The organism is Tannerella sp., from assembly GCF_052170195.1.
In the GTDB taxonomy this organism is placed as follows: domain Bacteria; phylum Bacteroidota; class Bacteroidia; order Bacteroidales; family Tannerellaceae; genus Tannerella.
Map to the genome: position 1 here is coordinate 23,666 of NZ_JBQNAZ010000011.1, position 14,015 is coordinate 37,680.

6 protein-coding genes are annotated in these 14,015 nt (G+C 47.0%); 5 read left to right on the top strand and 1 reads right to left on the bottom strand.

The window, feature by feature from the left end; translation table 11 throughout:
• Positions 1 to 72 precede the first annotated feature (72 nt).
• The 4 genes from ruvA to ACTTKA_RS04765 all read left to right on the top strand — a co-directional run bounded on the left by ruvA (position 73) and on the right by ACTTKA_RS04765 (position 11,413).
• Complete coding sequence (gene ruvA, locus ACTTKA_RS04750; RefSeq protein ID WP_442724170.1) at positions 73 to 663, top strand: Holliday junction branch migration protein RuvA; 591 nt, start codon at positions 73 to 75, stop codon at positions 661 to 663.
• Positions 663 to 8,111: a cell surface protein SprA gene (sprA, locus tag ACTTKA_RS04755; protein ID WP_442724171.1), complete on the top strand. Its 7,449-nt coding sequence runs from the start codon at positions 663 to 665 to the stop codon at positions 8,109 to 8,111. Before ruvA ends, sprA begins: the two co-directional genes overlap by 1 nt.
• Positions 8,112 to 8,373: 262 nt before the next feature.
• On the top strand, positions 8,374 to 10,221 hold the full coding sequence (locus ACTTKA_RS04760; protein WP_442724203.1) for a DUF349 domain-containing protein: 1,848 nt from the start codon (positions 8,374 to 8,376) through the stop codon (positions 10,219 to 10,221).
• Positions 10,205 to 11,413, top strand: a complete 1,209-nt coding sequence (locus tag ACTTKA_RS04765) for a hypothetical protein (protein ID WP_442724172.1) — start codon at positions 10,205 to 10,207, stop codon at positions 11,411 to 11,413. The genes ACTTKA_RS04760 and ACTTKA_RS04765 overlap by 17 nt, the downstream gene beginning before the upstream one ends.
• A gap of 38 nt (positions 11,414 to 11,451) precedes the next feature.
• Here ACTTKA_RS04765 and ACTTKA_RS04770 read toward each other — a convergent pair whose 3' ends face one another.
• On the bottom strand, positions 11,452 to 12,486 hold the full coding sequence (locus ACTTKA_RS04770; RefSeq protein WP_442714167.1) for a FecCD family ABC transporter permease: 1,035 nt from the start codon (positions 12,484 to 12,486) through the stop codon (positions 11,452 to 11,454).
• A 576-nt stretch (positions 12,487 to 13,062) separates the two neighbouring features.
• Between ACTTKA_RS04770 and ACTTKA_RS04775 the strand changes: the two genes are divergently transcribed.
• The gene (locus ACTTKA_RS04775) at positions 13,063 to 14,013 is read left to right on the top strand and encodes a hypothetical protein (RefSeq protein WP_442714168.1); all 951 of its coding nucleotides are present in this window, start codon (positions 13,063 to 13,065) and stop codon (positions 14,011 to 14,013) included.
• Positions 14,014 to 14,015 lie beyond the last annotated feature (2 nt).

Consider the following 14,015-nt stretch of genomic DNA (forward strand, 5'->3'; position numbering starts at 1 on the left):
CCGTCGTCAAAATATACGCTTTTGCCTTTTTCTTCGTTATACTTGGGTATAGATATCTAAACGAGTTAGGGAATGATCGAATATATAAGAGGCGAAATCGTTGAACTGTCTCCCGCACAGATGGTCATCGAATGCGCAGGGATCGGCTACGGGCTGAATATCTCTCTCACGACGTACAGTGCGTTCGACAAACGCCATGAAGGGAAAGTGTACGTGCACGAAGTGATTCGGGAAGATGCGCACCTGCTGTTCGGCTTTGCCAGTCGTGAAGAACGCGAATTGTTCTTACTCCTGACATCCGTTTCGGGCGTAGGACCGAATACGGCGCGTATGATTCTCTCGTCCCTCAAACCCTCCGATCTGATTGATGTCATCGCCTCGGGCGATGATGTGAGTCTGACAGCCATCAAAGGCATTGGGAGCAAGACGGCACAACGCATCGTCGTCGATCTGAAAAATAAAGTCAGACCCGTTGAAGGACTCGACGAACGGAAAGCCGCCACAAGAACGGGGCGCTCCGATACGGCCGAAGAAGCTGTAGCCGCCCTTGTGATGCTCGGTTTCCAGAAAGCAGCTTCACAAAAAGCCGTAGACTCCCTGCTGAAAGGAACGCCCGACATGACGGTGGAACAACTGATCAAGACTTCCCTTAAAATGCTTTAATGAAGAAAGGTTTGAGACATAATATCCGGTTATTTTACGTATGGCTCGGCTTGAGTATCTGTACGCTCGGCCATGGCTTTGCACAGCAGACAACGACACAGGCAGCACCGAACGATACGCTGCCGAGAAGCCGGTACCCAATCTCGAAAACCGTCCCGCAGGAATATAAAGAGCTAACCCGACAATCGCCCGCCGATCTGCGCGATCCCGAAAACCTGAAAACATCGGTCGAATACGATCTGCATACAGGTATGTACATCATCCGTACCAAGGTGGGCGATATGGAATTGGGAACACCGATGACTCTGACACCCGAAGAATATCAGGACTACAGTATGCAGGAGTCCATGCGTGCCTACTACCGACAGAAGAACGAAGAATCGTTTCGTGAATCGGTTAACGGACAGTTCAATTTCATGGACATGCAGTTCAATATCGGAGCAGCCGACAAAATCTTCGGGCCGGGAGGTGTCCGCGTACGGTCGCAAGGAACGGCCGAACTGAAATTAGGCCTCAAATCGAGCGGCACGAAAAACCCGTCACTCCCCGAACGTTCACGTAGCCGCACCTTCTTCAATTTCGACAACAACGTGCAGCTTAACATGCAGGCCACGGTGGGGACGAAAGTCAATTTCGGTCTGAATTACAACACTCAGTCGTCGTTTGATTTCGACGCCTCACGCCTGAACCTCGCCTATGCCGGTGATGAGGATGAAATCATCAAAAACATCGAAGCCGGAAACGTCAGCCTCAATACCGGGAACTCGCTCATACGCGGCGGTGCGGCCCTCTTCGGTATCAAAACCGAACTGCAATTCGGTAAACTGCATATCAATGCACTGCTGGCACAGCAAAACTCCGAATCGAGAACCGTCTCATCGAAGGGGGGCGCTCAGATGACTGACTTCGAAATTAATATCGATGATTACGACGAGAATCGCCACTTCTTCCTCGCACATTATTTTCGCGACCATTACGACGAAGCCATGTCTCAATTGCCGTATATCTCATCCAGCGTCAGCATCAAACGTATCGAGGTATGGGTGCTCAACAAACGCAGCAACTACAACGATGCACGTAATGTCGTGGCTTTTTCCGATTTAGGCGAACACAACCATATTTTCAACTCCAAAGTGCAACCGTCAGGATCCATCTCGGCCCCATACAACAAAGCGAACACGCTCTATAACGATCTGATCGAAAACTACAAGGAGGCCCGCAACATCAACAAAGTCGGGCAAACACTCGAAGGATTCCTCGAAGGCGGAACAGACTTCGTCAAAATGGAAAGTGCCCGTAAGCTGAGTCCGTCGGAATACAAGCTGAACGAGCAGTTAGGATATATTTCGCTGCAATCGCAATTACAACAGGACGAATGTCTTGCCGTAGCTTTCGAATACATGTACGGTGGCACCACTTATCAAGTCGGCGAAATGTCGACCGACGATAAGGAAAACACAAGCCAGTGCCTATATGTCAAGCTACTGCGAGGTGTCAACATGTCGCCCAACATGCCGTTCTGGAATCTGATGATGCGAAACGTTTACTGGCTCAACGCTTCGGCCATCCAAAAAGATAAATTCAAGCTGGATATCGTCTATCAAAGCGATACGGCCGGCACCTATGTATACAACATTCAGGAAGGTAACATCGCCGACAAAACCCTATTGCAAGTGATGAATCTCGACCGGCTTGATGCCAATAACGAACCCGACCCGAACGGTAGCGGTAACGGATACTTCGATTTCGTCGAAGGTTATACGATCAACTCCTTCAACGGCCGCATCTTTTTTCCCGTCGTCGAGCCATTCGGTTCGCACCTGCGAAAGGCTATCGGCAACGATGCCATCGCCGACAAATATGTTTTCCAAGAACTGTACTCCTCGACGAAAACAGCGGCACAGCAGATTGCCGAGAAAAATAAATTCAAATTGCGGGGTAAATACCGTGCATCTTCCTCGTCCGAGATTAGCCTCGGCGCAACAAATGTGGCGCGCGGCTCGGTCGTTGTCACGGCAGGAGGTGTCAAACTCACCGAAAATGTGGATTATACGGTCGATTATGCCTCCGGTACGGTAAGAATCCTGAACGAAAGCGTCATCGCCAGCAACAGTCCGATTAATGTTTCGCTCGAAAACCAGTCTGTCTATAACATGCAGCGAAAAACGATGATGGGAGTCGATCTGAACTACGAGTTTTCCAAAAACTTCACCTTGGGAGGTACCCTGATGCACCTCTCCGAAATGCCTCTGACCACAAAAACGGCGATTGGCGACGAATCCATCAAAAACACATTGTGGGGCGCCAACCTCGCGTACAAAGGGGAAAGCCAGTGGCTCACCAACATGGTAGACAAACTGCCGCTGCTGAATCTGACCAAGCCCAGCCAAATCTCGTTCAATGCCGAATTTGCGCACTTGATCGCCGGGCATTATGAAAATCAAAACACGGGTAAACATTCTTATCTCGACGATTTCGAATCGACACAAAGCAGCTTCGACCTGCTCAACCCCTACCCATGGGCATTGGCCAGCGTACCCTACGATAATACAGCTAACGCACTCTTCCCCGAAGCATCGTTAGTCAATAACGTTGAATATGGTAAAAACCGTGCGCTTTTTGCCTGGTACTATATCGACGGTATCTTTACACGACCAAGCTCCTCCTTGCGCCCGCGCCACATCAGCGATGACGATATCTCGAACCATTATGTACGCGCCATCAGCTACTCCGAAATCTATCCAAACAAAGAGTTGGCATACAACGAAAACAGCACACTCTACGCCCTGAACCTCGCCTACTATCCGAACGAACGTGGCCCGTATAACCTCGATGCCGATGGTATCAACCCGGACGGTACATTGGCTAACCCGCAGAAACGATGGGGAGGTATGATGCGTAAACTCGACCATACCGATTTCGAAGCGGCCAATATCGAATACATTGAGTTCTGGCTCATGGATCCGTTTATCTATAACCGAGAAACGGCAAACGGAGGCGATCTTTACTTCAACCTCGGAGAACTGTCCGAAGATATCCTCAAAGACGAAAAGAAATTCTTTGAAAACGGTCTGCCGATCAACGGTGACCGGTCGCAGGTCGACACGACCGTCTGGGGAAAGATTCCCATTCAGCAGAGTACGGTCTATGCGTTTGACAATACCGCCGGAGCACGGAAGTTGCAAGACGTCGGTCTCAATGGTCTAACAACCGAAGAAGAGAAAGTATTTCCGACGTACCAAAAATACGTCGAAAAAGTGAAACGTAAAGTCTCTGCCGAAACGTTGCTCTCGTGGGAAAATAACCCGTTCTCCCCCATTAACGACCCCGCCGGCGACAATTATCACTATTTCCGCGGATCGGACTACGATCGCGATGAAGTCGACATCCTCACGCGTTACAAACGTTATAACGGCACCGAAGGAAACTCGACGGCAGCCGAAGATTCACCGGAACGATATGATATATCGTCTAAAACGACCCCTGACGTAGAAGACCTGAATAACGACAATACCCTGAACGATCAGAACGAGAAGTACTATGAATATAAGGTATCGATTCGTCCGAAAGATATGGTTGTAGGCAGTAATTATATTGTCAACCAACGTAGAGTCAAAGTAAAATTGCCAAACGGAAAATCAGATACGGCATCCACAGCAGTCACCTGGTATCAGTTTAAGATTCCGGTCAAAGAATACCAACGCAAGATCGGTTCGATTCAGGATTTCAGGAGCATCCGCTTCATGCGTGTTTACATGACCGGTTTTCAGGAGCGAACCATCCTGCGTCTCGGCACATTCGAGCTGGTTCGCGGCGAATGGCGCACCTACCTGCAGGATTTGTCGAACCCCAACGCGCCGCCTTCCATCAACGGCACGTTAGACATCACCTCGGTCAATATCGAAGAAAACGGAGACCGCCAGCCGGTCAACTACATCTTACCGCCGGGCATCACCCGAATGACCGACCCGAGTCAGCCTCAGCTGCGCCAGCAAAACGAACAGGCGCTCTCGATGAAGGTAACAAACCTCGGCTCGCAAGACGCACGCGCCATTTATCAGAAAAAGAACTATGATATGCGCCGTTATAAACGGATACAGCTCTTCGTTCATGCCGAAAAGTTCATCAACGACGTCACGGCTCTGAGCAACGGCGAACTCTCAGTCTTCCTGCGGCTCGGATCGGACTACAAAAGTAATTATTATGAATATGAAGTGCCGCTGAATCTGACTCCGCCCGGACACTATAATAACAACAGCGAGAACGACCGTCTGGCCGTCTGGCCCGCGGAAAATATGATCGACTTCGACATGGAAGTGCTGACCAACCTGAAGATGCGACGTAACCGTGCCCGACGAGAAGGACAGAGCGACGTGAACTTCACAACGCTCTACTCGGAATACGATCCCAATCGCCAATTGAACAAAATCAGTGTCATCGGTAACCCGAGCCTGGCCGAAGTGAAAACAATCATGATCGGAGTGCGCAACAACTCCAAAGACATCAAAAGCGGGGAGATATGGGTGAACGAATTACGCTTGACCGATTTCGACGAAAAAGGAGGTTGGGCAGCCAACGGGGCGTTGAGTGTAGCCTTATCGGACTTCGGAACCTTCAATGCGACCGGACGTGTCGAAACAGCCGGCTTTGGACGAATCGATCAATCCATTGGCGAACGAAACATAGACGACTACATGCAGTACGCCGTCTCCACCTCCATGCAGCTGGGCAAATTTTTCCCCGAAAAGGCACAAGTTAGTCTGCCGCTTCATTATGCCTATTCGCGTGAGACGGTATCGCCACAATATAATCCGCTCGATCAGGACGTTAAGCTCAACGATGCACTCAATCTCCTGGATTCAAAAGCAGAAAAAGATTCATTGAAAAGCTTGTCTCAACGACAAGTCACGACGAAAAGTCTTGCCTTGAATAATGTACAGGTGAACATCAGAAGTAAAAATCCGATGCCTTACGACCCTGCCAACTTTTCGATGGGCTATGCGTACAACGAAAGCAAGCGCACCGATCCGGAAACCGTCTACGAAACGACGACGAATTATCAGGGTAATCTGAGTTATATCTATACCCCGTATGCCAAACCTTTCCAGCCTTTTAGCAACATTGAGAAGGATAACGGATTCACCCGATATTTCAAGCAGTTTGCCCTCAACTATTTGCCATCCAACATCAGTTTTCAGACTTCGATGCTGCGAAACTATTACGAGATTCAGTTGCGTAACCTTGATCCGCTCAGTACCAGCAATATCCCGGTATCATTCAGCCAGCAATTTTACTGGGATCGCTCGTTCAGTATCCGACTGAATCCGCTCAACAATTTGAATATCGATTTCAGCGCCGGTACAAACGCAAGAATCGAAGAACCCCATGTGCAAGTCAACAGAAAACTGAATCCCCACGCATATGAAGTATGGAAGGACAGTGTTAAAAGGAGTATCGCCGAATTAGGTACGCCGCTCCTTTACGATCAGACATTCAATGTTACTTATTCCTTGCCGCTTCAGTACATTCCCGTGCTCGACTGGATGGGAGGAAGCATGTCGTATAACGCTACATACAATTGGGAGCGCGGACCATTTGTAGGCGCTCATATCAAAACCGGTAACAGCATCAAAAATCAGCGGCAGATGAACTTGCAGGGAAGCATGAACTTCCAGTCGTTCTATAACAAAAACAGACTGCTGAGAAGAATCAATCAAAAGTACGGTTCGGCAGCAGAAAGCAGTCGTCGCTCACAGGAAAACAGAAGTCAGAAAAAACAAAAGAGAAAGTTCGAAACGACGGTACAGCTCAATCCCGATAGCGGAACGATCGTTAACCACGGACTGATGATCCGGAAATTTACCCGTATCGTAGCACGACGTACCGATGACAGTACGCTGTATAAGATCGACTATAAAGCGATCGATTATGGGCGTATCCGCATCAACAACCGCGACTCCGTCGAGCTGCAACTAACCATATATCCGGTGCCTCCGAGAGAAGAAACGCCGGCATACAAAGCCTTAGAATATACGACACGCTTCCTGATGATGACACGACGTGTCAACATTCAGTACGGACTCAGCGACGGCATGTATATCCCCGGCTTCAGCCCGATGATCGGAGACTGGATCGGTCAAGCGAATACGGCTTTCGGAAATGCGCCGGGATGGGGATTTGCTTTCGGCGATGTACGCGAAAGCTACATCCGGGAAGCCGTCAATAACAACTGGTTGATTATGGATGAGAATAACATCAAACCAGCCCTGATCAACAGCAGCAAAACCCTGACAGCCAATGCCACGCTCGAACCAGCCGTCGGACTCAAAATCGACCTGAATGCCACCCGTGTCGACTCGCGCGATACGGAAATAAGTTACATGTTCGATGGCATGCCGACTCTTTACGGTGGTACGTTTACTATGACGACTGTCGCCCTTGGAAATGCCTTTGCCAGTATCGGAAACGCATCCAACGGCTATGAATCGCAAACCTTCCGCGAATTCCTGAATCATCGTGAAGTGATTGCATCGAGGCTCGAAAAAGAGTATGCGGCAACGACATATCCGAATGCCGGCTTCCTGGCCAATAGCTCGTTAGCCAATCAACCGTACAACCCCGAAAAAGGCAGTGTCAGCCCAAACTCGTCGGATGTGCTGATTCCGGCATTCCTTGCGGCATATACCGGAAAAAATCCGAAAAAAGTCGAGCTGACAGCTTTTCCCAAAGCGCTTACAAACCTCCTGCCGAACTGGCGGATATCGTACGACGGACTGATTCAGATCCCTCTGATAAAGAAACACTTCAAAAGCATGGTACTTAACCATCAGTACCGATGCGTGTACAGCGTAGGCGGTTATCAGTCTTATCCGAAATGGGTGAGTGCCGGCAGCGATCATCTCGGTTTTACTCCGGACACACGAACCGATGATCCGATCCCTTCTTCGGCATATGCAATCACCTCAGTGAGCATCACCGAAGGATTCAATCCGTTGCTCGGTATTGATGCCACTTTCCTGAATGATGTCACGGCCGGACTGAAATATCAAAAAACTCGCAACCTGAATTTAAATGTATCATCTTATCAGATCGTTGAGGCACATTCCAACGAGTTGATGATAAGTCTGGGATATAAATACGCCGACTTTAACAAAGTATTGAAAATGCGGAAAAAGAACGACTTCAACAACGATCTGACCGTACGCTTTGATTATGCACGGCGGAAAACACAGGCCTTGATTCGCAAAATAACGGACGGATATACGCAGATGACAAGCGGAGCTATGACACAAAGCCTGCAATTTTCTGCCGACTATGCACTCAGCAAATCGATTACACTGCGCGCTTACTATGATCTGCAAATCAATACTCCGCTCGTTTCCAGCGCCTCTTACCCTACTTCGAACTCGGATTACGGCATCAGCATCCGCTTGTCGCTGAATCAATAAAATCAAACGAGGAGAAAAGATTGTCTTTTTTTGTTATTTTTTCCTTCAAACAAAGCCTAAAGTCAAAAAAAATAGTTTACTTTGTACCATTAGAGAATAATGTATGGGAAAAGCCCCGTAAAAAAATAGTGTAATGGAATTGACAAAAGACACAAACGTAACAGGCCAACCGGAAACACCCCAGACGCCTGATGCCCTTTCTGCCCAGTCGTCTGAAAACGTCGCAGAGAGTGCTGCCTCCATGCAAGAGCAAGCAAATGCCATGGAAGAAAAACCGGCAGAATCTATGCATGAGATCACCATTGATGAAGCATCGGTACAAAAAGAGCCCGAAATGAAGGAACTGCCGACAACCCCGGACGATTTCTGTGGCGAACTGCAGGAAGCAATCGAGGTGGGAGCCATCAGTATGATCGACAAACAGGACATTTTGGAAGGGTTGAAGAAATTGGTAGAACATGCCGAAGAAGCACCGCGTGAACAACTGGAAAAGCTGAAAGAGGCATACTTCCGCACGGTAAAGGCTGAGGTTGAGGAGCTGAAACGTATCTTCATTGAAAACGGCGGAGAAGAAAAAGACTTTGAGACGCCCGAAGACGATACGGCTGTCACATACAGAAATCTGCTCGATCAATATAAGGAAAAGAGAATGGCCGTGCAAAAAGAGCAGACGCGTGTCAAAGAAGAAAACTATGTCAAGAAGTTACAGCTCATCGACCGGATGGGAGCCTTGGTCGACAGTAACGACGATTTCAACCAACGATATAAAGAATTCAAGGAAATCCAGCAAGAATGGAAGGAGCACAATCCCGTACCGCAGGAATACGCGAGGGATTTATGGCGGAATTTCCAGCTCCAGAGCGAGCGTTTCTATGATCTGGTGAAAATCAACAACCAGCTTCGAGACTACGACTTCAAAAAGAATCTGGAGATAAAAACGGCACTCTGCGAAGCGGCAGAAAATCTGATCAACGAACCGGATATTGTTTCGGCCTATCATCAGATGCAGACGCTGTTCCAGCAATGGCGGGAAATCGGACCTGTATCGCGTGAGTTCCGTGAAGAATTATGGGCACGTTTCAAAGCCGCCTCTACCGTGATTAATAAGCGTCATCACGGACATTTTGAGATTCTGAAGGAGCAGGAAGAGGTGAATCTGAAAGAAAAGACAAGCCTCTGCGAAATCGTCGAAGCCATCGTATATGACGATTTAAAATCATTCAAAGATTGGGAGAAAAAGACACAGGAGGTTCTGGATCTTCAACAGAAATGGCGTACCATCGGCTTCGCTTCGAAGAAGAAAAATACGAAGATTTTCGAACGTTTCCGCGGTGCCTGCGACGAATATTTCCAAAGACGAAGTGAATTCCTCAAAAGCACCAAAAAAGAGATGGAAGCCAACTACCATCTGAAAAAGGCGTTGGCCGAAAAAGCCGAAGAACTGAAAGAGAGCACAGACTGGAAAGAAACGACAAAAGCCATGATTAAGCTTCAGGAAGAATGGAAGAAAATCGGGCCGGTCAACCGCAAACAATCCGATATGATCTGGAAACGTTTTATCGGAGCATGCGATTATTTCTTTGAACAAAAAAATAAAGCCTTCGCTTCACAAAAAGGCGAAGAAACAACAAATTTAGAAGCAAAGAAAGCACTGATCGAGCGAATCAAAGCGCTGGACGAAAATTTGTCGGAATCGGAAGCCGTGGCCACATTGAAAACGCTGATTGCCGAGTGGAATATGATAGGCTACGTTCCGTTCAAGAGTAAAGATAAAATCTACAAGGCATTCCGTGAAGCCGTAGATCAACAGTTCGACCGTCTGAATGTAGCTCAGGCCGATCGCCGAATGCAGCAATTCCGTTCTACTCTGACCGAAATGAGCGGACAAGGTGAAAATAAGCTGCATGACGAACGGGATAAACTGATGCGGATGTATGAGCGCATGAAAAACGAAGTGCAAACATACGAAAACAACATCGGATTCCTGAATGTATCATCCAAAGGCGGAAGCGGTCTGCTGAAAGAAATGGAACGTAAAATCGAACGTTTAAAAGACGAAATGGCATTGATCGTTAAGAAAATCGACGCGATCGATGAAAACCTCGAATAAGGCGCTCCATCTTTTTAATCCGGGACATGAAACGGCTATTGCGTCGGGGGTACGTAACTATACTCCCGACGCAGTCGTTCAAAAAATGATGTCCGACCTCTCTCTTCTCCCGTTATGGTATGGAAATGAGGGTGACTATGTTCTCACTTCCGAAGCAGAAACCGCCAGACGTTTCATCGAATCACTGCCTCCGGATTTACAACCATCCCTGCATCCCGTCTCCGACAAAGAAATCTGCCGGCTGACCGTATCTCTCGACGCTTCTCCGTGGGGGCTTTCACCGCATAGCCTCCATCTTTTTGAAAAGCTTCAAAAACGAGGAACTCCTCTTTCCATTCCTGCCTGGAAGGAGATATACCGCACGTTAACACATCGCCGCGCGGCGGCATACGGTCTCCGGGAAACGTTACGACGACTGCCCGGACCACCTTCCATCTCGATTCCCTGTTTCTATGAAACCGGCGCGGCCGTCAAAACACATATCGAAACCCATTCCCCACCCTTCTTGCTGAAAACACCCTTTTCCTGCTCCGGACAAGGTGTTTATCCGATCATGGACATAACAGCCGACACGAAGGCCATGCAATGGATCGAAGGAGCTTTGAGAAGACAAGGGGCTGTCAGCATCGAACCGATGCAGGAAAAAGTCTGTGATTTCGCGATGGAATTTTATGCTGACGGCGCGAAGGGAATCACTTACGAGGGATTGTCGGTATTTCAAACTCAAACGAAAGGTGCTTTTTCCGGCGGACGACTCGGGCGTCCCAATATCTTGCAGGAATACTTGACAACATACATCCCGGCAGAAACGTTAACAGCAGTACGGGAAGCGGTTACGCTGACATTAAAAGAGATACTCGGCAATGTCTACCGGGGGTATCTCGGCGTAGATATGCTTATATTCAGACACAACGAGGGATATGCTGTTCATCCTTTCATCGAAATGAATCTGCGTTATACGATGGGGTTAGTGGCCTGCGAGTTAAGTCGTCGACTGATCCATCCGGCATCGCAGGGACGGTTCATGATCTCCTACGAAAAGAAGGGAGCCGCCTTACGTACCGACGGGCTTTTAAGGCAGCAATACCCTTTGCAGCTTTCCGACGGACGAATCCGATCCGGCTATTTCTCACTCTGTCCCGTTACCGCCGAGACAAGCTATCGTGCCGGCGTGCTGATCCATGCAGAATAATATCTGCCAGGCTGCTTCTATGGAAATCATCAGAACGGTTAGTTGATAGATTGGATATTTTTCCGGTTCAGAATAACGTATATGATAACGGGTGCGCCAAGTACCGGCGTTACCGCGTTGAGGGGAAAGACTGTCCCCATGCCGGGAACAACCGTGAGCAGGTTGCAGAGCAGCGCCATACACGAGCCGATCAACATCGTTACCGGAAGCAACATGCGGTGATTCTCCATCCCCAAAGTCAGCCGGGCGATATGGGGCACAGCCAACCCGATAAACGAAACAGGCCCGCAGAAAGCGGTTGCCGTAGCCGTCAGCAGCCCCGTACAAAGTAAAATCAGGATACGGGTGCGTTTGATCTTTACGCCGAGATTGGCAGCATAACGCTCACCGAGCAGCAAAGCGTTAAGTGGCTTGATCAGCAGCAGAGCACATGTCAGTCCGATAAGCGTACAGAGGATAAAAAAAGGCAGGCGTTCGTTCGATACACTCGAAAAGTCACCCATGCCCCACATCACGTAGGCATGGATACGGTCGGACGAAGCGTAGTAATTCAGCATCGAGATCAGTGATGAAGCGATATAGCCGACCATGATCCCAATAATCAGCAACATGACATTGCTTCTGACTTTCGTCGAAAAGTAGATAATCAAACCCAAGACGGAGCAGGCTCCTGCAAAAGCAGCCACGATCAGAGCCAGCGATCCGCCGACCGAAAAAATGGAAGATAAACCGACCGCACCACCTCCCAAAAGCATCACGAGAGCAACCCCGAGATTGGCCCCGTCACTGATGCCCAAAATTGAAGGACCGGCCAACGGATTCCTGAAAAGCGTCTGCAACAACAAGCCACTGACAGCCAACGACGCTCCCACAAGCAACGCCGTCACGGCCTGCGGCAACCGCGATTGCAACACGATATGCTGCCATGCTGCCTGCTCAACAGGCTCACCCGATAAGATACGAATCACCTCACCGAGTGGAATCGATACCGTGCCATATGCCAAATTGCCAGCCCATAACAAAACCAACAGCAGCAAAAGCACCGGATAGAACAATTTGCTTTTTCCGTTCATACGACAAATGTACGGTTTTTCCCGCAAAAGAAACCTTCGCCCTAAAAAGCGAAAAGACGAAGTCATCACGACTTCGTCTTTCCATTGAGAGATTAACCTAAGTATTTAAACCCTATCAACCACACTTTACATATATGACGTATAACACCCCAAAAACCCTTAACCAAAAGTGTTAAAAAAAATCATTTACCCTTCTTTTATTCGTGGTAATGAATTTTTTTTATCGATACAGCAAAATAAAAACAAGTCTATTTTATTAGAAATAAGCACAAAACAGAAAAACATATCTAATTATAAGCAAAACACGCTTTACGGCTTATTTTATATAGGAAAACACACGTTTTGCTTTCCATTTGCAAAAACACTCCTTTTAAAAAAGCAAGCTATTTTGAAAGCTTTCTAACCGAATATATGCCTACTGCTAAAATTAATCCGTATAGAATCAAATGCTACCACCCGAAATATTATCAGAAACACATAAGAAAATTAGATGTAGCGTTTGCACTACAAAACAGACAAAGTTTGTATATTTGTGCATTATACACAAGTATATCGTATATATTTAAAACGGATTAGATGAACGTAAAATTAATAATTGGATTAATTCTCCTTTTTAACTGCTCTCAGAACCTTGTAATAGCAGAGGATAAAAGATTTCCTTTAATTGTTAAATCGGGACATTTATTGTCCGAATGGAAATTAAATGATTCCATACAAGCAAAAGTAATGTTGGAAACAGGTTTCCCTAAAATTGTAATAAGCGAGAATTTTGCTCTTAAACATCTAAAGCACCTTGTAAAGTTCGAAACAGCAGCTAAAAATACTTCGATAAGATTATGGGGAACAGCAAACAAGATCAAAGTTTCCTATTTAATACGAGACACACTCTATTTATTTGGAAGAGATATTGCCATAGATGCATTAGTGGTCGATGTTGCGAATATAGATGCGTGGAAAGATCATGACATGATTTTTCCCTTAAAAGACTTACCCGGGATAACAGAGATCAATATCAACGGAAAGTATATGATCATAGACAGAAAACAAGAAGAGTTACAGAAAACCTATCACTCATTCGACGTTGAATACGATGAAAATGTAAAAGGCCTTTTCCTAAGCGGCTCGTTAATCGTTCGCGACACATTAGAAATGGAAGAAAAACTCGATGGAAATTTTTTATTGGATTTAGGTGCTCCAAATGCCTTATTTGTAAATCGGGATTTAGAAAATGTGGAAAACTTTATCATTCGATCAGAGAGGATGTTATTAAAAGATACCACCCAATTCAAGCCCGACCCTCACACTAAATTGGGAATAATCATGCCCAACAAATTTTATCTGAACAATATTTCCTGCAAAGATGAATACATTGTAGCGATGAGAATGTTTAAAGGTCATGCTCAAGAATATTCAGGAATAATCGGTAATCGTTTCTTCTCACACTTTATCATCGCTTTTGATTTTGAAAAAAAGAAAATCTTTATCAGAGTAAATTCAGACAAAGTGAAAGTAAGTGATAAATTTTAATC

What these genes read in the sequence shown, in the direction of transcription:
- ruvA (WP_442724170.1), top strand. Translation starts at nt 73, where the DNA reads ATGATCGAATATATAAGAGGCGAAATCGTTGAACTGTCTCCCGCACAG.
- ACTTKA_RS04770 (WP_442714167.1), bottom strand. Translation starts at nt 12,486, where the DNA reads ATGAACGGAAAAAGCAAATTGTTCTATCCGGTGCTTTTGCTGCTGTTG.
- ACTTKA_RS04765 (WP_442724172.1), top strand. Translation starts at nt 10,205, where the DNA reads ATGAAAACCTCGAATAAGGCGCTCCATCTTTTTAATCCGGGACATGAA.
- ACTTKA_RS04760 (WP_442724203.1), top strand. Translation starts at nt 8,374, where the DNA reads ATGGAAGAAAAACCGGCAGAATCTATGCATGAGATCACCATTGATGAA.
- ACTTKA_RS04775 (WP_442714168.1), top strand. Translation starts at nt 13,063, where the DNA reads ATGAACGTAAAATTAATAATTGGATTAATTCTCCTTTTTAACTGCTCT.
- sprA (WP_442724171.1), top strand. Translation starts at nt 663, where the DNA reads ATGAAGAAAGGTTTGAGACATAATATCCGGTTATTTTACGTATGGCTC.